Origin of the sequence: Micromonospora echinospora (assembly GCF_900091495.1) — a bacterium.
Classification (GTDB): domain Bacteria; phylum Actinomycetota; class Actinomycetes; order Mycobacteriales; family Micromonosporaceae; genus Micromonospora; species Micromonospora echinospora.
This window is the reverse complement of the sequence record NZ_LT607413.1, coordinates 3,921,271-3,947,398: the sequence shown is the minus strand read 5'-3', so window position 1 is coordinate 3,947,398 and position 26,128 is coordinate 3,921,271. Positions and strand designations below refer to the sequence as shown.

Below are 26,128 nucleotides of genomic sequence, written 5' to 3'. Positions count from 1 at the left end.
GATCGTATGGCCTGAGTAGAGGAGTTCCGAATGCCCCGATGGTCCGGCCCGGCCGGCCTGGTGATCCGACAGGTGGGAGCGGCGGCCGCCGCCGTGGCCGTCGTGCTGGCGGTCACCGCGACCCCGGTCAGCGCGCACGCCCGCCTGGCGAGCACCTCCCCTGCCGAGAACGCCACCCTCTCGACTCCCGTGGAGACGGTGGAGTTCACCTTCGACGACCGCGTCCGGGAACAGTTCGTCACGATCGTGGTGGCCGGGCCCGAGGGGCGGTCCTACCTGCGGGGCGAGGTCGAGGTCGACCAGTTCCGGCTGCGCCAGCCGGTCTATCCGACCGGCTCCGGTTCGTACCGGGTCGCCTGGCGGGTGGTCGGCTCCGACGGGCACCCGGTGCAGGGCGAGTTCCGCTTCCAGGTGGCCCTGCCGTCCGGCCAGGAGCCGGCGGTCCTGCCCCCGGCCGAGGCGGAGGACGGCCCCACCTCACGCTCCGGCACGCCCTGGGTGCTGGTGGCCGGCGGTGGGCTCGTGCTGCTCGCGGCCGGCGTGGCACTGGCCTCCCGGACGCGTGGTCCCCGCCGGCCGGCGAGGAAACTCCCGAGGTGACCCGGATCGAGCAGCGCCCGGCCGACGCGCCGGTCACCGTCCGGCGCGACCCCGGTCCCGCCCGGCTCGTCGCCGCCACGGCGGCCGTCGGGTCCGTGGTCCTCGCCCTCGCGCTCTGGTACGGCGGCGGCACGGACCGCGAGCAGATCCTCGGCCTGCCCGACGGCGGCGCGTTCACCGCCTGGGCGCTGCCGGTCGCCCGGACCCTGAGCTACGTCGGGGCGGTCCTGACCGTCGGCTGGACGGTCACCGCGGCGTTCCTCCTGCCCGGGCTGGACCGGCTGGTCGGGCCGGTCGGGTACCGCCTGCTCCGCCGGGCGTCCTGGACGGCGGCGCTCTGGCTGGTGGCGACCCTGGTCGCGCTGCCGCTGACCGCCTCCAGCCTGCTCGGCCACCCGGTCGACCAGGTCACCACGGTCACCGTGTTCAGCCTCGCCATGTCGGTGTCGCAGGGGCAGGGCCTGGTCATCGCGGCGGCCATGATCGCCGTGGTCTTCGCGGCGACCCGCTGGGTGATCACCCGTACCGGTGCCGCCGTCACCGCCCTGCTGGCCGTGGCGGCGACCCTCCCGGTGGTCCTGACCGGCCACTCGGCCGGGTCCGGCAACCACGCGATCGCGGTCAGCAGCGTCGGGATCCACACGGCGGCGGCGGCCCTGTGGGTCGGTGGCCTGGCCGCGCTGCTCACCCTCCCCGGTCACCGTGACCTGTCCTGGGCGGCACAGCGCTACAGCACCATGGCGCTCTGGTGCTTCGTGCTGATGGGGCTGAGCGGGATCGCCAACACCGCGATCCGGCTGTACCAGCCCGACGAGCTGTGGAGCACCCGGTACGGCGTGCTGGTGCTGGTCAAGAGCGTCGTGCTGGTGGCGCTGGGCGTCTTCGGGGCCGCGCACCGGTCGCGTACCCTGCCCCGGCTCGCGGCCGGTGGGGCGGGGGCGTTCCGCCGGCTCGCCGCGGTCGAGATCCTGGTGCTCGCCGGGATCGTGGCCGTCGGGGTGGCCATGTCCCGGGCCCCGTCGCCGGTCACCATCGACCCGGCGGAGCCGGACGTCTACACCGAGCTCCTCGGCTTCCCGCTGCCCGCCGCGCCGACCGTGGCCCGGCTGCTCGGTCAACCGGTCCCGGACGCGTACTTCCTGCTCATCGCCGTGATCGGCGGGGGCCTGTACCTCGCCGGCGTACGCCGACTGCGACGGGCCGGCCGGGTCTGGCCGGCGGCCCGTACGATCTGCTTCCTCGCCGGCATGCTGGTGCTGGTGGCGGTGACCTGCCTGGGCTTCGCCCGGTACGCGGCGGTGACCCACGCCCACCACATCGGCCAGCACCTGGCGCTGCTGGTGGCCGTCCCGCTGCTGGTCTGCGGCGGGGCGCCCGGCGCCCTGGCCGGGGCGACGCTGCGCTCCGGGCCGGCGTCCGACCTGCCCGGGGCCCTCCAGTGGTGGGAGACGCTGCGTGCCAGTGGCCCCGCGCGGGCCCTGGGGCACCCGGTCAGCGCGGTGGTCGCCTTCGTGGCCTGCCTCTACCTGCCCTACTTCGCCCCGGTGTTGAGCTGGCTGATGCAGCGGCACGTCGGGCACCTGGGAATGCTCACCGCGTTCCTGGCCGCCGGAGGGGCGGTCGCCACGGTGCTGCGCCACCGCTCCCGTCGGGTCGGCGCGGGCGTCCTGGCGGCCGTCACGGCGGCGCTGCTGCTCTTCGCTCTCCTGGTGTGGCGCAGCGACCGGTTGCGGTCGGCCGAGTGGTTCAACCTGGTCCGCACCGACTGGGCACCGGTTCCGGCGGTCGACCACCGGTACGCGGCGTGGACCGCGCTGGTGGCGGCGGTGGTGCTGACCACGGCCGGGCTCGCCCTGCTCGGACGCTCCGCCGCCACGACGACCGGCGCGGGCCGGGCCACGACGACCGACGCTCGGCCCACGACGACCGGCGCGGGCCGGGCCACGACGACCGACGCTCGGCCCACGACGACCGGCGCGGGCCGGGCCACGACGACCGACGCTCGGCCCACGACGACCGGCGCGGGCCGGGCCACGACGACCGACGCTCGGCCCACGACGACCGGCGCGGGCCGGGCCACGACGACCGACGCTCGGCCCACGACGACCGGCGCGGGCCGGGCCACGACGACCGGTGGCGATCCGCCTGCGGTGACGGGCTCCGACGACGCCCCCACGGTGGCGGTCGGCGACGACCGCGCCGGGACGGGCCGCCGGGACGATCCCCGGGGTTGAGCGAACGGCTTCCCGTCGGGCGGCGCGGACACGTCCCCGACGGGAAGCCGGTGCGGTGGCGGGGCGGTGCCGGTCAGCCGGGCTTGACGGCGGTGTAGACGCCGTAGTGCATGACGTCCTTGTCGTACGCCTGCTTCATCAGCGGGACGGAGTTGAGGAAGCGGAAGATGTCCGCGCCCTTGGCCCGCACCAGCTTCCACACGTACGAGGGGTCACGCATCAGCGGCTTGACGATGTCGGCCGACAGCGCCCAGGTGGCCCGGACGTGCTCGGTCCAGTCGGCGGTGCGCACGTCGGCATAGCCCAGCTCGCCGCAGAGCTTCGCGTAGTGCTCCAGCGGCAGCACGTGCGAGATGGCGAAGTCCCGGTAGAGCCGGCGCAGCAGCTTGACCTCCTTCGGGTCGAGCCGGTCGTCACGGCTGGTCCAGGTGGCCACCACGAGCCGGCCGCCCGGCTTGAGGATGCGCAGGTTCTCCGCGAGGTAGGCCCGCTTGTCCGGCATCAGCTCGCAGCTCTCCATCGACCAGACCACGTCGAAGGTGTCGTCCGGGTAGTCGGTGTGCATGGCGTCCAGCACCCGGAACGACGTCCGGTCGCCGACGCCGGCCGCCGACGCCTTCTCGGTGGCCCGCCTGACCTGCTCGTGGCTGAGCGTGATGCCCTCGACGGTGCAGCCCAGGTCGGCGGCGAGCATCACCGCGGACGCGCCGATGCCGCAGCCCGAGTCGAGCACCCGCGCGCCCTGCGGGATGCCGCCGAACCGCATCAGCTCCTGCGTGGTCCGCCGCTGCGCGACGTCCCGCGAGGCGTTCGGCGCGTCGAGGTCCCAGTAGCCGTGGTGGATGTGCTCGCCCCACAGGTCCTCGTACAGGTCGACGAGCTTGTCGTAGTGGTCGCGCACGGCCCGGTGCAGGTCCTCGACCGAGCCCTCCTGGCTCATGCCGGTGTCGGTGGTCTGGGTGCTCACGTGGCGCTCTCCTTGTCACGAAAGGGGTGGGTCAGGCGCTGGGAACCAGGCGGGCGGCGGAGCCCCGGCCGGCGAAGTCGGTGACCTGGCCGACCAGGATCGTCAGCCGGCGCATCAGTCGGGCGTCGGCGCGGATCGCCGCGTCCACGTCCTCGACGGCGGCCAGCTCGATCGAGTTGACCGCGACCGCCATCGGGGTGACCCAGCCGCGCAGCGACGTCACGGTGGTGCGCAGCGCGGCGACCGTGGTCGCCGCGCCGTGCTCGCTCCAGCCCACCGCCACCGAGCCGACCACCTTGCCGTCGAGGTAGGCGGGCCGGTCGGCGGCCAGGTCCTCCAGGTGGTCCAGGGCGTTCTTGAGCAGTCCGGACATGCCGCCGTGGTAGGTGGGCGACACGACGATCAGCCCGTCGGCCCGACGCACCGCGGCCAGCAGCCCGGCGGCGGCCGGCCGGCGGTGGGTGGCTCCGGGCTGGTAGAGCGGCAAATCCAGGTCCGTCGCGGTGAGCACCGTGCAGCGGGCGCCACGGTCGACGGCGAGGTCCGCGCAGGCGCGCAGCACCCGCTCGCTCACCGACCCCGGCCTCAGCGAGCCGCCGAGCAGGGCCAGCTCCACGGCGGTCACGGAAGCGGCCCGGCGGCCACCATCGCGGCCACCTGGGGGCGTTGGAGCTTCCCGCTGGAGGTCTTGGGCAGGGTACGGGGAGCGACCACGACCACCTTTCCGGGGCGTACCCCGGTCAGGTCGCTGACCGCGCGCTCAACGGCGCGGGCGGTCTCGGCGGCCCGCTCCGGATCCCGGTGGGTCCGGCTCTCCACCACCAGCACCATCCGTTCGGTACCGCTGCGTGGGTCCGGTACGCCGACCGCCGCCGCGCCGCCCGCACGCACCCCGTCGACGGTCTCGGCGGCCCGCTCGAAGGTCTGCGGCTGGTAGTTCCGCCCGGCCAGGATGATCAGGTCCTTGCTCCGACCGGTGACGTAGAGCTCCCCGTCGAGCAGGAAGCCGAGGTCGCCGGTGTCCAGCCAGCCGTCGCGCAGTTCGAGCAGCGGGTCGGCGGGGCCGTTGAGGTAACCGGTCATCATCGACTCGCTGGCCACCAGCACCCGGCCGACGTGCCGGTCGGGCAGGTCCACGTGGCTCGCGTCGGCCACCCGGACCTTGGTGCCCGGCACCGGGATGCCGGAGGAGACGTAGTGGTGGGTGTCCTCCGCCGACTCCGGTGCCAGCGCCCGGCCCTGGGCGGCCATCGCGCTCCGGGAGACCGGCTCGCTCCGGGGCGGGGTGCCGACCGGCGAGAAGGTCGCGGCGAGCCCGAGTTCGGCCATGCCGTAGCAGGGCCGCAGGTGCTCCGGGCGGAAGCCGAGCGGCGCGGTCACCGCCAGGAAGTCGCGTAGCGTGCCGGCGTCGACCACCTCCGCGCCGTTGAACGCCGCCCGCCAGCAGCTCAGGTCCACCCCGGTCAGGTCGACCTTCCGGGCCACCGCCGCGACCAGCCGGTACGCGAAGTTCGGCGCGGGCGAGATGGTGGCCCGGTACTGGTGGATCAGCCGCAGCCAGCGGTCCGGCCGGGTGCCGAAGGCCAGCGGGCGGATCAGCACCGACGGCAGGGAGAGCAGGAACGGCGTCATGGTCGCCCCCACCATGCCCATGTCGTGGTGCAGCGGCAGCCAGCTCGCCATCACGTCGTCGGCGTAGAACGGGCCGCCGAGGCCGATCGCCGAGGCCGCCGCGAGCACCGCGCGGTGACTGAGCACGATGCCCTTCGCCGCCGAGGTGGTGCCGGAGGTGAACTGGATGAAGGCCGGCTCCTCCGGACCGGCCGCCAGCACCGGGTCGGCGACCGTCCCGTCGCCGAATGGCGGGCTGATCACCGCGACGTCCAGATCGGCGAGGGCCTCGACGGTGGCCTCGCGCAGCTCCTCGTCGCAGACCAGCACCTCCGGCTGCGCGACCGCCACGATGTGCCGGACCCGGTCCAGCCAGAGCTGCTTGCGGCCGGCGCTCAGCGGTGGTTCGAGCACCGACGGGACGGCACCGAGCAGCTCCGCCCCGAACAGCCCGGCCAGCAGCGGGGCCGAGGTGTCCAGGCAGAGGCAGACCCGGCCGCCCCGGCGCAGCCCGGCCGCGGCCAGGGCCGCTCCGGCGGCGTGCGCCCGGTCGAGCATCCCGGCCACCGTGATCCGCTGGTCGGCCTCGGGCTCGTCCGGCAGGTAGTAGGCGACCGCGTCGGGTTGCCGGCGCGCCCGTTCCACGAGCGCGCCGGCCACCGTGCCGGCCGGGGTGAGCCGGGCGAGCCCGACGGCGGGGTCCGGGGTGAAGCCCCGCCGGTCGGGGTGGATCGCGAGGTCGGGGCCTGTGCCGCTGTCGATGCTCATGATGGGCTCCGATGGGGTGGCGAACGATCAGGGAATGACGAACGGGAAGTCGTTGCGACCCATCTCCCGGGCCGCGTCGATCACCGCGTCGCAGACGGCGTCCACGTCGGCGTCGGAGTGCGCGTCGCCGGTGTAGAACATCGGCATGCTCAGCGTGTAGACGCCGCGCTTGCGCAGCATCAGGGTGAGCACGGCCGGGCCGAGCGGGTTGGCCGCCGCGCCGAACTCCCGGTAGGTGTCGTAGGAGTCCCGGGCGGTGAAGCCGAACGTGCCGGCGAAGGCCCCGAAGCCGAGCAGCCGCAGCGGGATGCCGGTCTCGGCGCGGAAGTCCGCCAGCCGGGACTGCACCCGGGCCACCTTGGCCTCGGTCCGCTCGTAGAAGGCCGGGCCGGCGTCGCGGAGCATGCTCAGCGAGGCGTACGACGCGGCGATCGACAGGTGGTTGCCGGAGTGGGTGTTCACCACGAACGTCTTGCTGCCGATGTCGGTCAGCGGCATGCCCGAGGTGTGCGCCGCCTCCAACAGCTCCGCCTTGCCGCCGATGGCCGCCAGCGGCAGGCCGAGACCGGAGACGACCTTGCCGTAGCAGTGCAGGTCGGCGGGGATGTCGAAGTGGCCGGCCGCGCCCGCGGTGCCGAACCGGAAGCCGGTGAGCACCTCGTCCAGGATGAACGGGACGCCGAGGTCCTTGCAGCGGTGCGCGACCTCGCGCAGTTCCGGGACGGTCTGGTCGGTGAACGGCCAGGACTGACAGGCGGCGTCGGCGATGACGCAGGCCAGGTCGTCGGCGTACTTCTCGATGAGCTTGCTCGCGGCGGCGGCGTCGTGCGGCAGGATCAGCATCTCCAGCTGCGGCACGCCGGTGAAGGCGGTCAGCGGCGCGATGCCGTCCGGGCCGATCTCCGGGAACGGGTTGACCTTCGGGTGGCCGTGGGCGAAGAACGAGGTGTTGTGGGCGGCCACGTCACCGGTGCCGTGCCAGCAGCCCTCGAACTTGGCGACCAGCCGCCTGCCGGTGTACGCGCGGGCCAGCCGGGTGGCGATGGCGATGGCGTCGGTGCCGGAGTTCAGCAGGGCGAACTTCTCGCAGTGCGGGATCAGTTCCTTGAGCAGCTCGCCGAGCTTCAGCTCCAGCGGGTTGAGGTAGCCGTTGCCGGTGCTGCGCAGCGCCTGCTCCCGCACGAACTCGACCACCTGCGGCGGGTTGTGGCCGAACAGCGACTGCCCGCCGAAGCCCAGGTGCGAGTCGATGTAGGTGTTGCCGTCGACGTCGGTGAGCCGGCTGCCGGACGCCTCGGCGACGGCGAGCGGGAACATCGGGGCGTGGAAGGGCAGGAACACGTGGTTGGTGACCACGTGCTCCCGTACCTCCTCGGCCAACGCCATGGAGTTCTGCTGCCGCTGGGTCAGCTCGGCGAAGAGGTCGCCCACCCAGGGCTGGGACATGACGTCGGCCAGGATCTCGGCCGGAGTACGGGTGTCAGGGGTGGTGTCGGCGATCGTCATTGGCTTTGGCCCATCCGTGTTTCGAGGGGTTGAGTGGTCAGGCCGGGAGCACGAACGGGAAGCCGTGCTTGTCCAGTTCCCGGGCGGAGTCGAGGACGGCGGCGAGCAGTTCCTCCACGTCGGCGTCGCTGTGCGCGTCGCCGGTGAAGAACATCGGCAGGCTGAGGGTGTAGATGCCCCGGCGGCGGAGCATCAGGGTCAGCAGGAACAGGCCGATCGGGTTCACCGCCGCGGCGAACTCGCGGTAGTCGTCGTACGACTCGCCGGCCACGAAGCCGAACGAGCCGATGAAGTCGCCGAAGCCGAGCAGCCGCAGCGGGATGCCGGTCTCGGTGCGGAACTCGGCGAGCCGGTTCTGCACCGTGGCGACCTTGGCGCGGGTCCGCTCGTAGTAGGCCGCTCCGGCGTCGCGGAGCATGCTCAGCGAGGCGAACGAGGCGGCCAGCGAGAGGTGGTTGCCGGCGTGCGTGGTCTGCACGCAGGTCTTGCGGCCCAGGTCGGTCAGGGGCAGACCGGTGGTCTGCATGTGGTCGATGATGTCCGCGCGACCGGCCACGACGGACAGCGGCAGGCCGAGTCCGGTGACCACCTTGCCGTAGCAGTACAGGTCGGCGGGGATGTCGAAGTGGCCGGCGGCCCCGGAGAGACCGTAGCGGAAGCCGGTGAGCACCTCGTCCAGGACGAACGGCACCCGCAGGGTCCGGCAGCGCTCCGCGACCGCCTTGATCAGCGGGACGGTGTGCTCGGCGTACGGGAACGACGAGGAGACCGCCTCGCCGAGCACGCAGGCCAGCTCGTCGCGGTGCTTCTCGATCAGCGCCAGCGCGGCGGCGGTGTCGTTGGGCAGGATGAGCAGCTCGGTGCGGTCCGCCGGGGCGACCCCGGTGAGCGCGGGCATCGGGGCGATGCCGTCGGCGGTCACCTCGGGGAAGGGCTGCGTCGGGTGGCCGTGGTACCAGAAGGCGGTGTTGTGCGCGGCCAGGTCGTGCACGCCGTGCAGGGCGCCCTCGAACTTGGCGACCAGCCGCCGGCCGGTGTGCGCCCGGCAGAGCCGGATCGCCGCGTTGGTGGCGTCGGTGCCGGAGTTGAGGAAGGCGAACTTCTGGCAGTGCGGCAGCATGTCTTCGAGCAGGTCGACCAATTGCAGTTCGGTGAGGTTGAGGTAGCCGTTGCCGGTGGAGCGGCCCAGGTGCTCCCGGACGTGCTCGACCACGCTGGGCGGGTTGTGCCCGAACAGTGCCTGCGCGCCGAAGCCCAGGTGCGAGTCGAGGTACGTGTTGCCGTCGATGTCGGTGATCCGGCTCCCGGACGCCTCGGCGACGACCAGCGGGAACTGCGGCGCGTGGAACGGCCAGAAGACGTGGTTGGACGCGGCGCGCTCCCGGACCTGGCCGGAGACCTCGATCGACTGGCGCTGACGCTCCCCGATCTCGGTGAACATGTCGATCACCCAGGACTGGGTGAGCAGGTCGGCGACCAGGTTCTCGGTCGGGTTGGGGGTGGCCATGGGCCGACTCCGTTTCTCGGGTTTCTCGGGGTGGGCAGGCGGGATCGGAAGCGGACCGGGGCCTCGGAAGCAGACCGGGGCCTCAGAAGCGGACCAGGGCGGATTCCATGGTCAGGCCGGGTCCGAAGGCCATCAGGACGCCGTACTCACCCGGCTTCGGGCGGGAGGTGCGCAGGATGTGGTCGAGGATCAGCAGGACCGTCGGCGAGGAGCAGTTGCCCCAGGAGTTGAGGATCTCCAGCGACGGGCGCAGCGCCGCGACCGGCAGTTCCAGCCGCTCGCCGACGAAGTCGATGATCTTCGGACCGCCGGGGTGGATGCCCCAGTGCGCGACGTCGCCGACCGACAGGCCATGCGGCGCCAGGAGCCGGCCGACGAAGGGCCGGATCGTCTCGGCGAGGTAGACCGGCACGTACGGCGAGAGCGTCATCCGGAAGGCGTCGTCCATGACCTTCCAGGTCATCGCCGCCGAGGTCTCCGGGTGGGTCTCGGTGTGCGTGCCGAGGACCACCGGCCCGGTGACGGCGTCGACGTCGCCCTCGACCGCCTCCAGCAGCAGGGTGGCGGCGGCGTCGCCGAAGAGGCCGGTGACCACGACCTGCTCCTTGGTCGCCTCGGGTCGCAGGTGCACCGAGCAGACCTCGGCGCAGGTGACCAGGGCGAGCTGGTCGGGGCGGCCGGCGAGGGAGTCCAGGGCGACCTTCAGGCCGTTGAAGGCCGCGTAGCAGCCCATGTGGCCGACGAAGGTCCGGCGCAGGTTCTTGCGCAGGCCGAACTCCTTGGCCAGCAGCATCTCCGGGGTGGGGCCGGCGTAGCCGGTGCAGCTGACGAAGGTGTAGCTGCCCACCCGGTCGGAGTCGACGTCGTCGAGCACCCCGCCGACGGTCTGGCGACCCATCGCCAGGACGCCCTGTTCCCAGGCCTCGATCCGAGCCTGCATCCCGGGCCAGCCGTCGCCGTAGTGGGCCTTCGGGGGCCAGAGCAGCCGGCGCTGGTCGACCTGGGTGCTCATGAAGAGCTTCTCGGCGTCCGGCACGTCGGCGTAGAGGTCCCGGTAGAAGGAGTCGAACATCTCCCGCTGGGAGATGGCCGGGCCGGCCTGCGCGGTGCGCAGGCCGACGATCCGCGCCGGCCGGGTCGGCTCGGTCGCGGTGATCATCCGGACACGCTCCCGGACTCGACCGCCTCGCGGATCGCCTTGACGAAGCCGCCGGTGACCTCGTCGCTCTCCTTCTGGGCGAACGGTTCGATCAGCACGACCACCACTCGGGCGACGTCGACGGACGCCTCGGACCGGGTGTCGATCTCCAGCACCTGCTCGTCCGGGGTCGGACCGTCGGTGATCCGGAACGTGCCCCAGGAACGGAAGTTGGACTCGCCCACCGGCTCCCAGGTGATCGCGTCCGGGTCGGAGGTGTCGAACCGGGCGGTGTACTCGGGGGTGAACCGGACGACCCCGTTGGAAACCTCGGCGAGCCGGTAGTGGTAGAGGTCGTCGCCGACCTGGGACAGCTCCTCCACGCCCGGCATGAGCCTGCCGGTGCCGACGATGTCGAGCATCACCTTGCGCAGCTCGTCGCGGCTGGTGCGGATGACCGTGTCGCGCTTGGTCTTGGTCCTGATCCAAACCATGTGTCAGCTCTCCTGGGACTTGACGGCCTGGCCGATGTAGCTCACGGCGGTGGACGGGGTGAGGTGGAAGGGACCGACCGCCCGGCCGCGCAGCGTGGCGGGGACGAGCTTGTGCGGCGGGGCCACGGGTTCGAGGCCCTGGGTCTCGGTGAGGCTCAGGCCGTGCTGGGCGAAGACCGCGCGCAGTTCGTCCGGGCGGATGAACATCTTCCAGTTGTGCGTACCCGGGTAGATGATCTTGAGGACCTTCTCGGAGAGCACGATCGCCTTCAGGTAGCTGGCCACCGTACGGTTGATCGTGTCGAAGACGACGATCCCGCCGGGACGCAGCACCCGGGCGATCTCGGCCACCGCGCCGGGCAGGTCGTGCAGGTGTTCCAGCACGTCCGAGACGACCACCAGGTCGACCGCGCCGTCGGGCTTCGGCAGCTCGTACGCCGAGCCGACCTGATAGTCGACGGTCACGCCGCTGGCCGAGGCGTGCCGCCGGGCAGTCTCGATCGAGCCGGCGGAGAGGTCCACGCCGGTGACCTGGTAGCCCAGCGCGGCCATCCGCTCGGAGACCAGTCCGCCCCCGCAGCCGACGTCGAGCACCCGCACCCGCGAGCGGTCCGCACCGAACGCCCGCCGGGCGGTCGCGTCGAAGTAGGCCACCCGGGCCGGGTTCATGTCGTGCAGGGCGCGCAGCGGGCCGCTCGCGTCCCACCAGGAGTCGCCGACCTCGTGGTAGTACTCGTTGTCGATCGCGACCGCGTCCGGGTCGAGCGCGGCCAGGTGCCGGTCGTTGCCCGCCATCACACCCACCTCGGGGTCTCGTCCGGGTCGATGCCGAAGGCGGCCTTGCCGACCAGCTCCCGGGCGAGCGCTCCGGGGACCGGGGGCGGGGTGGCCTTCAGGTCGTGCCAGATCTGGCCGATCCGCGCGGCGGCGTCGGCGTCGACCAGGTCGTACGCGGCGGAGACCACCGCCTCGGCCTCACCGGCCACGAACAGCCCGGCGGTGCACGCCTCGGCGAGCGCGGCGGCGTCGTCCCCGACCGCCCGGCCGGCCTGCCGGTCCAGCAGCGCCGTCATGGTGTCCAGCGACCCGCGCATCCGGGCCACCGCGAACTGCGGGCCGGGCTGCCGGGCGACGTCGCCGAGCTGCCGCACCCGCTCGACCGCGACCGCGTACGCCCGCTCGGCCAGGCCGAACTGGACGGCCGCGTGGTGCAGCACCGCCTCGGCCCGCCCGGCGGCCAGCGCCGCGCCGAGGGCGAAGGCGGTCGCCCCACAGCCCCCCGCGACGGTACGCAGCACCTGCCGCCGGTGCGCGCCGTCACCGTCGGCGGCGGCGATGACCCCGGCCGCGTCGAGCGCGGCCAGGTTCTCGGCGACCAGGTCACCGGCGTCCACCCGGCCGGCCCGGCGCTTCTCGAAGTCCGCCGCCAGGTCGGCGGCCACCCCCACACCCGCGCTCGACATCGTGGTCTCCCCGTTGGTCGTCGTGGTCATCCGGCTCACCCGACCCAGCGCGGCTCGGCGAAGATCGGCACGTCCAGGGCCAACTTGCCGGCCCACTCCAGGACGACGTCGGTGGCCGGCGGCACCAGCAGGCCGGCGACGACGTCCCGGTACATCCGCTGGAGCGGGTCGCTGGAGGCCAGGCCGGATCCGCCCTGCACCTGCATGCCGAGGGTGACCACCTCGTGCGCGAGCCGGGTGACGGTGGTCTTCATGACACTCATGTCGATGTAGTGCCGCAGCGGGTCCACGTCGTCGTGCTCGGCGTGGATCGCGGCCTCCAGGTGCGCCCGCGCGGCAGCGACCTTGGCGGCCATCTCGGCGACCTTGAACTGGATGCCGGGCAGGTGCGCGTTGGGCTTGCCGATCACGCTGATCACCCGCTGCTGCTGGGTCCGCACCACGTGGTCGAGGGCGGCGCGGGCGATGCCGACGAAGCAGGAGGCGAAGCTGCACCAGGCCCAGTGCACGCCCGACATGAACAGCAGCGGCAGGTTGCCGAGCTCCCCCACCATCCACTTCGCGTCGATGAAGAGGTCCTCCAGGGCCAGCGAGTGGCTACCGGTGGCGCGCATGCCCGCCGCGTCCCACTCGGCGGTGACCCGGACGCCCTTCTCCGGCTTGGGGATCAGGAAGGCCATCGGCTGCGGCAGGCCCCGGTCGTCCATCATCGCGGCGGAGAGGAAGAGGTGCGTCGCGCCCGGAAAGCCGGTGAAGAAGCCCTTGCGTCCGTTCAGGACGTAGCCGCCCTCGACCTCCTCGGCCCGGGTGGTCGGGTGCCACCAGTTGCCGCCCACGCCCGGCTCGCTGAAGCCACCGGAGATCACCGCGCCGTCGCGCACCGCCTCGCAGGCCCACTCGGCGCTCGGACCGCCGAGGCGGGCGATCATGGCGAGGCCGTGCACGTGCATGTTGACCGCGAAGGCCGTCGACGCGCAGCCACCGGCGAGCACCTGCTGCGCCTCGCAGAGCTCGGCCAGGCTGGCCCCCTCGCCGCCGAACTCCGGGGGCACGGTCATCGCGGTGTAGCCGGTGCGGACCAGCTCGGCCATGTTCTCGTGCGGGAAGCTGAGGTCCCGGTCGTGCCGCGCCGCGTTCTCGGCGAACCTCGGCGCCAGCTCGTGGGCCAGCGCCACGTAGTCGGTGCGGGTCGTGGTCACCGCTGCTCCTCCCCGGCGGCACCGGAGCGCGCCAGCAGCTCCGCCATCGATCCGACGCTGTCCACCTCGGAGGACATCGCGTCCTCCAGCCAGCGCAGCAGGTCGAACTCGGGGTACGCGTCGCGGATGCGGGCGGCCAGCTCGACCAGGTCCAGCGAGTCGAAGCCGAGGTCCCGGGTGATCGACGACTCCGGTCGGATCTCCTCGGGACGCAGGGTCGGCTTCACGGCGACCAGGTCGTCGACGAGCGTCCGCACGTGTTCATCGAGACCGATCATCGTCCCTCCCCGCCAAAAGTGATAAGGTCGCAGTGAAGCTGCTGTATCCCACAAAGTCTTCCGAGCACGTGGGTATCTCCGATCCGTAACAAAGAGGACGCCTTCGGAGGTGGACGCGGCGGCGGTCGGAGCGCCCTGAGGCGACACACTCCCGGGGTTGGCGACCTCGGCCGTGCTGGCTCCGCAACGGGGTTGAATGCTTGGACGGGCCACTCGCGGATCACTCAAGGCTCACTCGAGGATTCCTCAACGATCACTCAGGGTGCATGGTGATCCGAGTGCCGCTACACGTAGCGTCACTACCTGTAGATCACTCCAGTGAGGCTCGAGTGCGCCGCGAGTGAGTCACGAGACCCTGCCGGACGGCGATCGGGTGGATCGGTCGCCCTGTCGAGAGCGACCAGGGAGCACAACGTCCGTGAACGCCGTCGTCCGGTTCTCCATAGCCCGTCCGAAAACCGTCATCGCGATCTGGGTCGTGCTCGCCGCGATCTGCGTACCCCTGATGATCGCGCTCACCGGGGCGTTGAAGGCCGGGGGTTTCGACAATCCCCGGGGCGAGGCCGCCGCCGGGCAGAAGGTCATCGAACGCACCTTCGACGAGGCCCCGGAGAGCCTCCAGGTCGTGCTGACCAAACCGGACGGTGACGTCACCACCGAGCTGGCCGAGGCGACCCGGGTGGCCGAGGAGACCCCGCACGTGGCCTCGGTGCAGGACTACCGGCAGGACCCGGAGTGGCTCTCGCCGGACAAGCACACCACCTTCCTCCAGCTCGGGTTCCGCGTCGACAAGTCCACGATCCAGCACGAGATCGACGGCCTGCGCGAACGGATGACCGGGGCGATGCGGGACCGGGGTGTCCAGGTGCACGTCACCGGCGCCCAGGCCCTCGACTACGACCTCAGCGTGCAGTCCGAGAAGGACGCCATCACCGCCGAGATGATCGCGTTTCCGCTGCTGATCGTCGTCCTGCTGGTGGTGTTCCGCTCGGTCGGCGCGATGCTGCTGCCGATCGTGCTGGCCGGTCTCGCGCTCGTGGTCGCCTCCGCGATCGGCTACCTGATCACCTTCATGACCGACCTCTCCACCCTCTACACCAACGCGGTGTCCCTGATCGGCATCGCCGTCGCGGTAGACTACTCGCTCTTCATCATCAAGCGGTACCGGGACGAACTGGTCGCGGGCGACACGTACGTCCCGGCGCTGCGCACCGCGATGCGGACCGCCGGACACGCGGTGCTCTTCAGCGGCCTGGCCGTGGTGGTGGCCCTGCTCGCCCTCTTCATCCCCCGGATCATGGTGTTCAGCAGCATGGCCATCGCCGGCGTGGTGGTCACCCTGGTCGCCCTGGCCATGTCGATGAGCCTGCTCCCGGCCGCGCTCACGGTGATGGGCCGTCGGATCAACTGGCTGTCGCTCAAGCCGCGCGCCCGGCGGACCGCGCAGGGCGGACCCGGTCTGCTCACCCGGCTCCAGCGCCGGCCCGCCCTGACCCTCGCCGTCCTGGTGGCGATCTTCGGGGTGATGGCCTGGCCGATGACCGACATCCGGCTCCAGTCGCCGGTGGCCAGCGCGACCATCCTGCCCGAGGACGCCGACTCCCGGCAGGGCATCGAACGGCTCCAGGCCGCGCTGGAGTTCCGCAACCTCTTCCCGGTGCAGGTCGTCGTCAGCGCGCCCGAGGGCACGTCGCCGGCCACGCTCCTCGACGCCGTCCGCGCGGTCAACGAGACGGTCCGGGAACAGCAGAGGATCGACACGGTCACCGACGTGACCAGCATCGGGCTTCCCGCCGAGGCGGTCACCGCCGCGGTGAGCGGCCAGTCGGCGGCGCTGCCGCCCGAGGCGAAGGCCGGCTTCGACCAGCTCTGGGGGGTCGACGGCGACCGGCTGGTCAGCCGGGTCGTGGTGATCCCCGGCTCCGACCCGGACAGCGACGCCGCCCACGACCTGATCCACGACCTGCGCGACGAACTGCCGGGCGCCGTCCCGGACGGGGTACGCGTCCAGGTGACCGGAGCGACCGCCACCGGCGTCGACTTCGACGAGATCCTGATCGACACGCTGCCGGCCATCCTCATCGCGGTCGCGCTGATCACCATCGCCCTGCTGGCCCGCGCGTTCCGCTCGTGGCTGCTGCCGCTGCTGGCGCTGGCGCTCAACGCGCTGGTGGTCGCGGCCAGCCTCGGCCTGCTCACCGCGATCAGCCAGAACTGGCTCGGCCAGCGGATCGACAGCACCACCCCGGCGCTGGTCTTCGCCATCATGTTCGGGCTCAGCATGGACTACATGGTCATCATGATCTCGCGGATGCGGGAGCACTTCGTCCAACACGGCGACCACCAGGGGGCGGTCACCGACGGGCTGCGCGACACCGCCGGCCTGGTCAACGGCGCCGCCCTGATCATGGTGGCGGTGTTCGCCTCGTTCCTGGTGGCGAAGGTCAGCGTGGTCCAGCAGCTCGGCCTGGGCCTGGGCATCGCGGTCGCCCTCGACGCCGTGGTCATCCGACTGCTGGTGATGCCCGCCGCGCTGAACCTGCTCGGCCCGCGCGTCTGGGGCCGCGCGGCGCAGCGCGCCACCGACGGCCAGCACGCCACCGACCGGGAGCCGGTGCCCGCCGCCTGACCGTCCCACGCCGGGCACGAGTCCCGACCGGCCTCGGTCCCTCCGGTGGCCCTGGTGCCAGCGCCAGGGCTACCGGTGCGTGCGCTCTCAGCGGCGCGGTGGAAAACGCCAACGCGGACATGCTTGACGACCGGATACACCCGCGCGGGTTCGGCACATCCTCCGGGCCAACGGGGTCGAGGCCGAGTAGATGTCAGCCGGACGCACCTCACATCGCCGCCGTCGAGCGCACCACCGAGGGCCGTCCGTCCTGCAGGTGACACGGGCGTAGTGCACCCGCCTTCCTATTAGCCCATCCGTCGACCGTCGGTGACCAGATGACGGCGGCAGCCCTTAGGCGGGCCGCGCAGCACCGTAGGACACGAACTGTCCGATTTAGACGGCGGAGCAAACGGACAGGCCGTGCGCGTGAGCCCCTTTCCCATCTCCACGCTCCCATGAGAGCCTGAACCTTCCGTCACCACAAGGTGACCAGGTGTCACCTCTCCTGATGGAGGTCCAGTGGCGCAGATGTCGCTCTTCGGAGCGGGCAACGCCGGCCCCGAGCCGAAGCCAAACCACGATCTTCTGGTTCGGTTGCAACTCCTGGTCACCGTCAAGGCCGCACCGAATCCGTCCGAGCGGTACGGAGAGACCGTCTGCGTGGCAGGTCTTCGCACCGATGTCCTGAAACCCACGTGGGTCCGCCTGTATCCCATCAACTTCCGGCACCTGGCCAGCAACGAAACGTTCCGGAAGTACGACATCGTCTCCATCGACGCCAAGCCCGCCCGGCAGGATCAACGACGGGAGAGCTGGAAGCCGATCATGAGCAGCATCCAGAGCGAGCGCCACCTCGGCAGTTGGAGATCACGCCAGCCTCTGCTCGACCCGTGTGTCGAAGATTCGATGTGTCGACTCAATCGGCAGGCCCAGGCGCAGCCGGACGCCCAGTCGCTCGCTCTCGTCCGGCCGAAAGAGATCCGCGCGTTCAAGGTCAAGCCGCATCCCGGCTGGACAGCCGACGAGCAACGAAAGATCGAGGCGTACACCAGTCAACCGGATCTATTCAGCAGTCGGAGCACGCCGCCGCTACAGTCGCCAAGGTTCAAGGCGGCCTACCAGTACCGTTGTCACGAACGTGGGTGTGGTGGACACCAACAGCAGGTGATCGACTGGGAACTGGTGGCACTGCAACGCACGCTGGCCGGATACTCCGACTCGGACCTCGCCACCGCTCTCGAACGTAAGTTCCTGGACGAGATGTGCGGACCCGACCGCGCCGTGGCCTTCTACGTTGGCAACCAGGCCAAGCGGGTCCACTCGTTCAGCATCCTCGGCGTCTACTGGCCGAGGCGATAGCACATCCGCTCGGTGAGGGCGTGCAGCACGAGCTGGCGATGGCATCTCACCTCGTCGGCTTCGAAGCAGAGCAACGCCACCAGTTCGGTTCGCGCGGCCTGCCCCAGCGCGTCGAGCGCCGCCAGCGAGTCCGGTTGCTGGAGCCGAGCGACGTAGACCGCGCGGGCAGCGGCCAACTGCTCCTCCGACCCACTGAATCCCGGCCGGTTCTCCTTGGGGTTACCCAGTTCCCGGCGGTGCTCGTACCGGATCCCGCCGGCAGCCAGGGCTCGACTCAGAGCACTCTTACTGAAGCCGGGCTTCCGGGAGATGGGTGTCATCCGTACGTCCACCACGCGAGCCACACGCCGGCTGACCAGATCAGCCACAAAATCGTCGATGGACTTACCTTCGTAACCGACACCGACGATGCCGAACCGACTACCGATGGTCATGGTCGCGCTCACCGGATCACCCTTTCACGGTTCGGCACCGGGCGACAGCCAGACACCAAATTCGATGACAACCACCTGGCCGATCGGCGACTGCCCCGTACGCGTCGCAGCGCATCACCGACGGCCAGCGCAACACCGACCCGGAGCCGATGCCCGCCGCCTGACCGCTCCCGTCGCCATTGCGGTAGTTCGGTTAACGGGACCAGCGCAGGTGTGGGTCAGCACTGTCGGGCCAGGCCGATGGTGGTGGCGAGGCGGGTGACGTCGGCCGGGGTCGGGCCGGCGCGCAGCACGGCGGTCAGCGCGGCGCGGGCGGCGGGACGGTGGCGCACCTCGGCGGGGGCGATCCGGTCGGCGGTGAGCAGGGCACGGCCGGCGGCTTGGAGGTCGCCGAGGTCGAGGTGGGCACGGGTGACGTCGATCAGGTGGGCGGCCCGGTGCTCAGCGGGTAGCCGCGGCCAGGCGTCGCCGCCGGTGGCACGCTGGTGCAGGGTGACGGCCTGATAGTTGTCACCGAGGCGGGCGGCGATCAGCGCGCGGGCGAGGTCGACCACGACCGGCCCGAACCCGTCCTCGTCAGGTGGTGCTCGACGTAGGTGGCGGCGAGATGGGCCGCGCGCCCGGTGAGGTCGTCCACGGCGGCGGCATCGCCGCAGGTCGCGGCAGCGAGGGCGGCCTCGGTGAGCAGGATGCCGGCGAGGGCGGCGTCGTCGGGTCCGGGTTCGCGGTGCGGGGCCAGGTCGAGCGGGCGTACGGCGGTGGTGGCGGCGGCCATCGCCAGCCGTCCCCGACCGAGCGCGCGTAGCGCCTGCGCCAGCGGGACGGCCGCGAGCGCGGTACGCCGGGGGTCACCGGCGGCGGTGGTCATCGCCCGGTCGGCGGCCAACCAGGCGAGGTGTGGCTCACCGAGCTTGACCAGCACCTGGGCGGCGACCCGGTACACCCGCACCAGCAGGAGGGCGGCCGGTGCGTCGCCGGCTGGGCGGTTCGCGTGACGGGTGGCGGCGAGCAGGTCGGGCAGCATCCGGAGCAACTGAAGGTGGTGGGCGTGCCGGTACGCCGTGCATGCGTATCCGATCTGGCGGTCGAGGTCCGCGACCGACGACGGACCGTCGCGGCCGGACGGGGTGTCGTAGTTGGCCAGGGCCGTGCGCACCTGCTCGACGGCGGCGGTGGCGTCGGTGGCCGGGGTCCGCTGGGCCTGCCGGCCGACCAGGACGGCGGGAGCGACGCCGAGGGCGGCGGCCACCGTCTCGATCATGGGCAGCCGGTCGAGCGTACGCACGCCGCGTTCCACCTTGTCCACCCAGCTCTTCGACCGGCCGATCCGGTCGGCGAAGACCTGCTGACTCATGCCCCGGCGGACCCGTAGCTGCGCCACCCGCCGGCCGATCGGCAGCTCCCGGTGGCTGTCCTGCCGGTTCCGCGTGGTCACCGCCGGACCGCCCGACGCAGAACCTCGGTGGAGTGTCCGCAGCGCGGACACCATCGTGCCTTGATCCGGAACGCGAACAGCCCGAGCAGGAACCCCAGCACCAGGCCACCGAACACGATCACCGAGATCCCGAGCACCGGCACTTGCGGGAGAGAGCACGACATGCACGGAACGCTTCCAGCGTGTCACGGACGATTGAACCGTCCCGATGGGACCATCAGGGGACGTCTACGAAAGGTCCCTGGTGGTCATGGCGCGGAACCACGTACTCAAGCAGGCGTTGGCAGCGACCGGCCTCACCGTCGCCGACCTCGCGGAGAGATGCGAGGTGGATGCGAAGACCGTGGAACGGTGGGTGAGCCGGGGGCGGGTGCCCCATCCCCGGTCCAGGGTGCGGGCGGCCGAGGTGTTGGGCGAGGATGTAGGAGTGTTGTGGCCCGAGGTAGTACGACGCGTCGTCAAGACCGGGACCGACCGCGAGCTGGTCGGGATCTACCCCCGCCGCGCCGACCTTCCGCGACCGGTCTTCCGTGAGGCGATCGAGCGGGCCAACTCCCGGCTGTGGTTCGGCGGGTACACCAGCTACTTCGTCTGGCTGGAGGTGCCCGGCGCGGTCACCACCCTCGCCGCCAAGGCCAGCGCCGGTGCTGATCTGCGATTCCTGCTCGGCGATCCGGACAGCCCGGTCACCGCTGAGCGTGATCGGGTCGAGGCGACCCCGCTCACCCTGGCCACACGTATCGCCATGACGCGCGCGGAGATCGCGAAGGCCGACGCCGCGATCCCGGTTCGCCGGTCCGACCGACACGTCGCGATGTCCGTGTGGGTCTTCGACGACGAAGCCATCGTCGCCACCCACATCGGTGCGGGGCTCGGGCAGGACTCGGTGACGCTGCACCTGCGGCGGGCACAGGACGGCGGAGCCTTCGACCGGTACGTCGAGCACTTCGAGTCCCTGTGGGCCGACGGGAAACCCGCCGACCCGCAGGACTGAGCCGCCCTCTGCCGCCAGCCGCTTTCGCCGAAACTGCGGCATCACGGCGAGGCGACACCGCAGTTTCGGCGCAAGCGCGGGAATGGACCCGGTCAGTCGCCGGCACCGAGGGCGGCGACCGGGCTGACCCGGGCGGCGCGGCGGGCGGGCAGCAGACCGGCGAGCGCCGTCGCCGCCGCCAACGTCAGCACCACGAGCGCGAGCCGTCCGGCCGGAAACTCGACCGGCATGCTCTCCCCGAGCGCGGCCATCGTCAGCCAGGAGTACGGCAGCGCCAGCACCAGGCCGATCACCGCGCCGAGCAGCCCGTACAGGCCGGCCTCCACGGTGAGCATCGCCCGGAGCCGGTTCCGGGACATGCCGACGGCCCGCAGCAGTCCGGACTCCCGGATCCGTTCCACCACGGACAGCGCGGTGGTGGTGCCGACCCCGACCACGGAGACGATCACGGTCAGCCCGAGCAGGGCCAGCATCACCCGGAAGATCTCCCGCAGGTCACCGTCGGCGTCGTCGCGGGCGTCGGCGAGCACCTGGACCGCCACCCCGCCTCCGCCGAGGGTCCGCAGCGTCTTCAGCGCCGCCGTCCGGGCGTCCTCGCCGTCGCTGACCAGGTCGGCCAGCAGAGCGGTGGGCCGCGCCGGCACTCCGAGCCGGTCCAGGTCGGCCGGGTCGAGCAGGATGCCCGCGTCGACCGGGGTGTTGTCCAGGGTGGCCGCCAGGCGCAGCTCGACCGCACGGCCCCCCAGGGTCAGCGTGAGCGTCTCCCCCGGCCGCACCCCGGCCGCCTCGGCGTAGTGGGAGAGCAGCACCACCCGACCCGGGCCCAGGTCGTCCAGGGAACCGGCGGCAGCCCCGAAATCCTCCCAGGTGGAGAGCCTGCGAAGGTCGAGGTCGACGGCGAGCATCTCCCCCACCTGCCCGCCGGCCACGGTCACCCCGGGCACGCCCCGGTACGGCACCACGGTGGTCAGGTCCTGCTCCGCGCGTACCCGCTCGACGAACCCGTCCGGGAGGAACCCGCCGCCGTCGGAGTTCGCCGCGACGTACAGGTCACCCGGGGCCATCCCGGCCAGTTCCCGCTTGGACAGCGCGGTGAGCGAGGCGCTGCCCACCAGTGCCCCGGCGATCAGGGTGACGCCGAGGGCGACGACCACGCTCACCGCGGCGGCCCGGCGCGGCGCTCCCCCGACGCCCCCGACGGCCAGCCGGCCGACCGGGCCGAGCCGGCGCAGCGGCCACCCGACCGTCGCCAGCAGCGGCCGGACCAGCACCGGACCGAGCGCTACCAGGGCCGCGTACGCCAGGGTGCCGGAGGCGACGATCAGGAGCAGCAGCCGCATCGGGTCGTGGCCCTGCGTCTCCGGCCCGGGCAGCCGGCGCAGCACCGTGAGGAACACCAGCGCCGCGCCGACGACGGCGAGGATCCCCACCGCCGCACGCAGCCGGTTGACTCCGCGCTGCGCGGCGGTGGTGCTGGCCGTGCGCAGCGCCTCCAGCGGGGCGACCCGGGCCGCGGTGACCGCCGGGGCGACGACCGCGAGCACGGCGACCAGCACGGTGCCGAGCACCACGGCGACCGCCGCGCCGACCGGGCGGCCCGGCGAGGCCACCTCCCGGCCGAGGCCCCGCAGCACCAGCGGGACCGCGTAGCCGAGGCCGGCGGCGGTCAGCACGCCGGTCGTGCCGGCGACCAACCCGGTGAGCGCCCCCTCGGCGACCAGCGCGCGGAACAGGTGGGACCGGTCGGCGCCGACCGCCCGGAGCAGGGCGAGCTGCCGCATCCGCTGGGCGAAGACGATCCGGAACGTGGACGTGGCGACCAGGGTGGCGGCCACGACGGCGGTCGCCACGAACATCGCGATCACGGCGAAGAGGTCGTGCACCCGCTCGCTGACCGCCTCGGCCTCGGCGAGCCGCGCCTCCTCGCCCGAGCTGAGCACCGGCGTGCTGCCCTCGTGCCCGGTGCCGGCGACGGCCCGGTCCAGGGCGGCGCGGACAACCGCCGGGTCGGCGTCGGGGGCGAACCGCACCTCCACCTGCGTCAGGCCGTCGTGTCCGGCCAGGCGGGAGAGTTCGCCATCCGAGGTGTACGCCAGCTCGCCGCTGTCCTCCGGCACCGCCAGCACCCCGCTGACGGTGAGCGGGACCGGCTGCTCCGAGACCCCGGTGGAGACCCGTACCGTCGCGCCGACCGGCAGGTCGAGCCGGTCGACGGTCCGTTCGCTCACCGCGATCTCGCCCGGTTCGTCCGGGTACTCCCCCCGCAGCACGCGGACCGTGGCGAGCGGACCGGTGCCGGGGTCGGCCGACAGCGAGAGCCCGGTGCCCCGCTGGCCGTCGATCTCGACGTACACGTCGGTCCGGCCGACCGCCTCGGCGACGCCGGGCACCTGCCGGGCGGCGGCGAGCGCGCGGGTCGTGGCCCCCTCCTCGTCGCCGGGGCCGATGACCACGTCGGCCGCCGCCGGGGTGCCGCTGAGCCGGCCGAGCACCGTACGCTCGGCGATCTCCTCGGCCAGGACGGTGCCGAACGCCACGAACGCCGCTATGACCATGGCCAGCCCCATCAGGAGCAGCCGGGCCGGGCGGCGGGCGGCGTCACCGAGCTGGGTGCGCAGCACGGTGTTGCCCCGGCTCACCGGGCACCGGCCAGGTCACGCAGGGCCGCACTGATCGTGGCACCGTCGGGGCGGTCGAGGTCACCGGCGATCCGTCCGTCGGCGAGCAGCACCACCCGGTCGGCGTACCCGGCGGCCACCGGGTCGTGGGTGACCATGACCACGGTCTGCCCGAGGGTCCGCACGCAGGTGCTCAGGAAGCCGAGCACCTCCGCCCCGGAGCGGGAGTCCAGGTTGCCGGTGGGTTCGTCGGCGAAGACCACCTCCGGGCGGGAGACCAGGGCACGGGCCAGCGCCACCCGCTGCTGCTGGCCGCCGGAGAGTTCACTCGGTCGGTGTGCCAGCCGGTCGCCGAGCCCCAGCACCCCCACCAGATGGTCGAGGAGCTCCCGGTCGACGTCGCGGCCGGCCAGGTCGAGCGGCAGGGTGACGTTCTGCTCGGCGGTGAGCTGCGGCAGCAGGTTGAACGACTGGAAGACGAAGCCGATCCGCTCCCGGCGGACCCGCGTCAGCACCTTGTCGCTCTGCCGGGTCAGGTCGGTGCCGCCGAGCAGCACCTGGCCGGAGGTGGCCGTGTCCAGCCCGGCCAGGCAGTGCATCAGGGTGGACTTGCCGGACCCGGACGGTCCCATGATCGCGGTGAACCGCCCCCGGCCGAACCCCACCGACACGCCGTCGAGGGCGCGTACCGCCGTGTCGCCCCGGCCGTACACCTTGACCACGTCGACGGCCGCGACGGCGGCCGTCCGGGTGGGGTGTGTCGTCATGCTCTCCTCCTGTGCTGGACGTGTCCGGTCAGCGTCGCGGGTCGGGCCCGGCCGGCACATCCGCCCGCAGGAAGGCCCCGACGGTACGGGGTCCGACTTTCGGCAGATCCCGCCCCCCTGACTCGCGGCTACCGTGGGTCACGATGATGGAGCGACTGGACGCCTGGGGACGCCCGGCCGCGCAGGTGGCGGCCCTGGTGGCGATGGCCCTGCTCGGCGTCTTCGACGTGCTCAGCGGCGGCTTCTTCGTGCTCTCCGGCGACGCCGGCCCGCTGGCCGTCCTCTGGCACGTGGCGCTGGCGGTGGCCACCGCGGCGGTGTGGCTGCCCGCGCACCGGCAGCGTTCCCGGCTGCTGCCGGTCGCCGCCGCCGTGGTGGTGGCCGCGTCGCTGGCCACCACGTTCGGACGTCTCCTCCTGAACGGTGGACCCGACCTGCCGGGTGGCTGGGAGGCGCGCAGCGCGCCGGGTTTCTGGGGACTGGCCGAGTCGGTCGGACTGCTCGGCGTGGTGTTCGTGGTGGCCCGCCGGGCCGCCCCGGTGCCGGCGCTGGTGCTGGTCACGCTGACCGGGTTGGCCGTGTCGCTGCTGCCGCTACGGATCGCCACGACCGGCGCGTACCCGGTCGTCGCGATGGGCTACGCGCTGCTCGCGGCGGGCAGCGCCACCGCCGGCATGTACTTCCGGATGGCGGCCACCGCCCGGGAACGCCAGCTCGACACGGTACGCGCGGAGCAGCGCGCCGAGTTCGCCCGGGACCTGCACGACTTCATCGCCCACCACGTCACCGGCATCGTGGTGCAGGCGCAGGGGGCCCGGTACGTCGCCGAGCGGGACCCGCAGCAGGCGGTGGCCGCCCTGGAGCAGATCGAACGGGCCGGCGCGGAGACCATGACGGCGATGCGCCGGATGGTGGGGGTGCTGCGCGGGCAGAACGCGTCACCGGACGCGCCGCTGGCCCCGCTGGCCGGTCTGGCCGAGTTGCCGGAGCTGGTGGGGAACTTCTCCGGCACCGGCGACGTCCGGGCGCAGCTGCACACCGAGGGGCACCTCGATGACCTGCCGGTCGAGGTGACATCCTCGGCGTACCGGGTGGTGATGGAGGCGCTGACCAACGTCCGGCAGCACGCCGCCGGGGCGCGGCGGGTGGAGGTGCACGTGACCCGTACCCCGGACTGGCTGCTGGTGCGGGTCGGCGACGACGGACGCGGGCAGCGCCCCGGGCGGACCCGGGAGCGACCCGGGTTCGGTCTGGTCGGGCTCACCGAGCGGGTCGGCGCGCTCGGCGGCCGGCTGGCCGCCGGTCCGGGCGTGGACGGAGGATGGGTGGTGGACATGGCGCTGCCGGTGGACGGGGGCCGTAGCCGGTGATCCGGGTGTTGGTCGCCGACGACCAGGCCATGGTCCGGACCGGCTTCGGCATGATCATCGACGCGCAGCCGGACATGACGCTGGTCGGCGAGGCGGCCGACGGCGTCGAGGCGGTCGAGCTGGCCCGCCGGCTCCGACCGGACGTCGCCCTGCTGGACATCCGGATGCCCCGGATGGACGGGCTGGAGGCGCTCCGCCTGCTCGCCGGCCCCGGGGTCGCCGACCCCGTCCGGGTGGTCGTGGTGACCACCTTCGACCTCGACGAGTACGTCCACCAGGCGCTGCGCAACGGCGCGTGCGGATTCCTGTTGAAGGACTCCGGCCCGGCGTTGCTGGTCGAGGCGCTGCGCGCGGCCGTCTCCGGGGACGCCCTGATCAGCCCGTCGATCACGGTACGGCTGCTGGCGCACCTGAACCCGCCGGCCGCGCCGCGCCCCGGCGAGACCAGCCTCTCCCCCCGGGAACTGGAGGTGGTGAGGCTGGTGGCGCGGGGCGCGACGAACGCCGAAATCGCCGCCCGGCTCTTCATCACCGTCGGCACGGTCAAGACCCACCTGGGCAGCGTGCAGACGAAGCTGGGCACCCGCAACCGGGTGGAGATCGCCGCCTGGGCCTGGGAACGCCACCTGGTCGGCTGACCAGGTCAGGCCCGGTGGAGGCGGCGGCGGTCCGGTCGCCGGATGCACCCCACCTGGCTAGCCTGGGCAGATGTGGATGGCGCCGCAGGTGGCGATGGTGGTGGCTCTCGCTGGGCGCGGTCCCGCCCGTGCCCGCT

24 protein-coding genes are annotated in these 26,128 nt (G+C 72.5%); 7 read left to right on the top strand and 17 right to left on the bottom strand.

Features of this window, described 5'->3' with window-relative positions; genetic code table 11:
* Positions 1–30: 30 nt before the first annotated feature.
* Positions 31–600, top strand: coding sequence for a copper resistance CopC family protein (locus GA0070618_RS17905; protein ID WP_088982659.1), 570 nt, complete (start codon positions 31–33; stop codon positions 598–600).
* Complete coding sequence (locus tag GA0070618_RS17900; protein ID WP_088982658.1) at positions 597–2,834, top strand: cytochrome c oxidase assembly protein; 2,238 nt, start codon at positions 597–599, stop codon at positions 2,832–2,834. Before GA0070618_RS17905 ends, GA0070618_RS17900 begins: the two co-directional genes overlap by 4 nt.
* 73 nt (positions 2,835–2,907) lie before the next feature.
* Here GA0070618_RS17900 and GA0070618_RS17895 read toward each other — a convergent pair whose 3' ends face one another.
* From GA0070618_RS17895 to GA0070618_RS17845, 11 genes are all read right to left on the bottom strand, one after another.
* On the bottom strand, positions 2,908–3,801 hold the full coding sequence (locus tag GA0070618_RS17895) for a methyltransferase domain-containing protein (RefSeq protein ID WP_088982657.1): 894 nt from the start codon (positions 3,799–3,801) through the stop codon (positions 2,908–2,910).
* Between the two features lie 31 nt (positions 3,802–3,832).
* On the bottom strand, positions 3,833–4,426 hold the full coding sequence (locus GA0070618_RS17890; protein ID WP_088982656.1) for an NADPH-dependent FMN reductase: 594 nt from the start codon (positions 4,424–4,426) through the stop codon (positions 3,833–3,835).
* Positions 4,423–6,180, bottom strand: coding sequence for an AMP-binding protein (locus GA0070618_RS17885; RefSeq protein WP_088982655.1), 1,758 nt, complete (start codon positions 6,178–6,180; stop codon positions 4,423–4,425). Before GA0070618_RS17885 ends, GA0070618_RS17890 begins: the two co-directional genes overlap by 4 nt.
* 27 nt (positions 6,181–6,207) lie before the next feature.
* Entirely contained in the window at positions 6,208–7,686 is a 1,479-nt protein-coding gene (locus tag GA0070618_RS17880; RefSeq protein WP_088982654.1) for an aminotransferase class III-fold pyridoxal phosphate-dependent enzyme, read from the bottom strand.
* Positions 7,687–7,723: 37 nt separating this feature from the next.
* Positions 7,724–9,193 (bottom strand): aminotransferase class III-fold pyridoxal phosphate-dependent enzyme, encoded by a 1,470-nt coding sequence (locus tag GA0070618_RS17875; RefSeq protein WP_088982653.1) that lies wholly within the window; start codon positions 9,191–9,193, stop codon positions 7,724–7,726.
* Between the two features lie 82 nt (positions 9,194–9,275).
* Positions 9,276–10,352 carry a type III polyketide synthase gene (locus GA0070618_RS17870; RefSeq protein WP_088982652.1) on the bottom strand — a complete coding sequence of 359 codons (1,077 nt, stop codon included), beginning with the start codon at positions 10,350–10,352 and terminating at the stop codon, positions 9,276–9,278.
* The gene (locus GA0070618_RS17865; protein WP_088982651.1) at positions 10,349–10,825 is read right to left on the bottom strand and encodes an SRPBCC family protein; all 477 of its coding nucleotides are present in this window, start codon (positions 10,823–10,825) and stop codon (positions 10,349–10,351) included. The genes GA0070618_RS17870 and GA0070618_RS17865 overlap by 4 nt, the downstream gene beginning before the upstream one ends.
* A gap of 3 nt (positions 10,826–10,828) precedes the next feature.
* Complete coding sequence (ubiG, locus tag GA0070618_RS17860; protein ID WP_143740185.1) at positions 10,829–11,620, bottom strand: bifunctional 2-polyprenyl-6-hydroxyphenol methylase/3-demethylubiquinol 3-O-methyltransferase UbiG; 792 nt, start codon at positions 11,618–11,620, stop codon at positions 10,829–10,831.
* Positions 11,620–12,318: a hypothetical protein gene (locus tag GA0070618_RS17855; RefSeq protein ID WP_088982649.1), complete on the bottom strand. Its 699-nt coding sequence runs from the start codon at positions 12,316–12,318 to the stop codon at positions 11,620–11,622. Before GA0070618_RS17855 ends, ubiG begins: the two co-directional genes overlap by 1 nt.
* Before the next feature lie 5 nt (positions 12,319–12,323).
* The gene (locus GA0070618_RS17850; RefSeq protein ID WP_088982648.1) at positions 12,324–13,487 is read right to left on the bottom strand and encodes an acyl-CoA dehydrogenase family protein; all 1,164 of its coding nucleotides are present in this window, start codon (positions 13,485–13,487) and stop codon (positions 12,324–12,326) included.
* On the bottom strand, positions 13,484–13,765 hold the full coding sequence (locus tag GA0070618_RS17845) for an acyl carrier protein (protein ID WP_088982647.1): 282 nt from the start codon (positions 13,763–13,765) through the stop codon (positions 13,484–13,486). The genes GA0070618_RS17850 and GA0070618_RS17845 overlap by 4 nt, the downstream gene beginning before the upstream one ends.
* Before the next feature lie 418 nt (positions 13,766–14,183).
* On the opposite strand from GA0070618_RS17845, the gene GA0070618_RS17840 reads away from it, so the two are divergent.
* Positions 14,184–16,394 (top strand): MMPL family transporter, encoded by a 2,211-nt coding sequence (locus GA0070618_RS17840; RefSeq protein ID WP_088982646.1) that lies wholly within the window; start codon positions 14,184–14,186, stop codon positions 16,392–16,394.
* A gap of 501 nt (positions 16,395–16,895) precedes the next feature.
* Positions 16,896–17,735: a hypothetical protein gene (locus GA0070618_RS17835; protein WP_088982645.1), complete on the top strand. Its 840-nt coding sequence runs from the start codon at positions 16,896–16,898 to the stop codon at positions 17,733–17,735.
* On the opposite strand, the gene GA0070618_RS17830 is transcribed toward GA0070618_RS17835, so the two are convergent.
* The 4 genes from GA0070618_RS17830 to GA0070618_RS34055 all read right to left on the bottom strand — a co-directional run bounded on the left by GA0070618_RS17830 (position 17,717) and on the right by GA0070618_RS34055 (position 19,768).
* The gene (locus tag GA0070618_RS17830) at positions 17,717–18,181 is read right to left on the bottom strand and encodes a DUF488 domain-containing protein (RefSeq protein WP_231931354.1); all 465 of its coding nucleotides are present in this window, start codon (positions 18,179–18,181) and stop codon (positions 17,717–17,719) included. The two genes, GA0070618_RS17835 and GA0070618_RS17830, sit on opposite strands and share 19 nt — an antisense overlap.
* Positions 18,182–18,387: 206 nt before the next feature.
* A complete protein-coding gene (locus tag GA0070618_RS34720; RefSeq protein ID WP_231931353.1) occupies positions 18,388–18,723 on the bottom strand; it encodes a hypothetical protein in 336 nt (111 codons plus the stop codon).
* Complete coding sequence (locus tag GA0070618_RS17825; RefSeq protein WP_231931352.1) at positions 18,699–19,604, bottom strand: helix-turn-helix domain-containing protein; 906 nt, start codon at positions 19,602–19,604, stop codon at positions 18,699–18,701. Before GA0070618_RS17825 ends, GA0070618_RS34720 begins: the two co-directional genes overlap by 25 nt.
* Positions 19,601–19,768 carry a hypothetical protein gene (locus GA0070618_RS34055; RefSeq protein ID WP_170107772.1) on the bottom strand — a complete coding sequence of 56 codons (168 nt, stop codon included), beginning with the start codon at positions 19,766–19,768 and terminating at the stop codon, positions 19,601–19,603. Before GA0070618_RS34055 ends, GA0070618_RS17825 begins: the two co-directional genes overlap by 4 nt.
* Positions 19,769–19,854: 86 nt before the next feature.
* Between GA0070618_RS34055 and GA0070618_RS17820 the strand changes: the two genes are divergently transcribed.
* Positions 19,855–20,598, top strand: a complete 744-nt coding sequence (locus GA0070618_RS17820; protein ID WP_231931351.1) for a helix-turn-helix domain-containing protein — start codon at positions 19,855–19,857, stop codon at positions 20,596–20,598.
* A gap of 92 nt (positions 20,599–20,690) precedes the next feature.
* Here the strand turns inward: GA0070618_RS17820 and GA0070618_RS17815 are convergent, their stop codons facing one another.
* Positions 20,691–23,237 (bottom strand): ABC transporter permease, encoded by a 2,547-nt coding sequence (locus GA0070618_RS17815; protein WP_231931350.1) that lies wholly within the window; start codon positions 23,235–23,237, stop codon positions 20,691–20,693.
* Positions 23,234–23,983 (bottom strand): ABC transporter ATP-binding protein, encoded by a 750-nt coding sequence (locus GA0070618_RS17810; RefSeq protein WP_088982644.1) that lies wholly within the window; start codon positions 23,981–23,983, stop codon positions 23,234–23,236. The genes GA0070618_RS17815 and GA0070618_RS17810 overlap by 4 nt, the downstream gene beginning before the upstream one ends.
* A 143-nt stretch (positions 23,984–24,126) precedes the next feature.
* Between GA0070618_RS17810 and GA0070618_RS17805 the strand changes: the two genes are divergently transcribed.
* Positions 24,127–25,353, top strand: coding sequence for a sensor histidine kinase (locus tag GA0070618_RS17805; protein ID WP_088982643.1), 1,227 nt, complete (start codon positions 24,127–24,129; stop codon positions 25,351–25,353).
* On the top strand, positions 25,350–25,991 hold the full coding sequence (locus GA0070618_RS17800; RefSeq protein ID WP_088982642.1) for a response regulator: 642 nt from the start codon (positions 25,350–25,352) through the stop codon (positions 25,989–25,991). The genes GA0070618_RS17805 and GA0070618_RS17800 overlap by 4 nt, the downstream gene beginning before the upstream one ends.
* Positions 25,992–26,128: the final 137 nt, after the last annotated feature.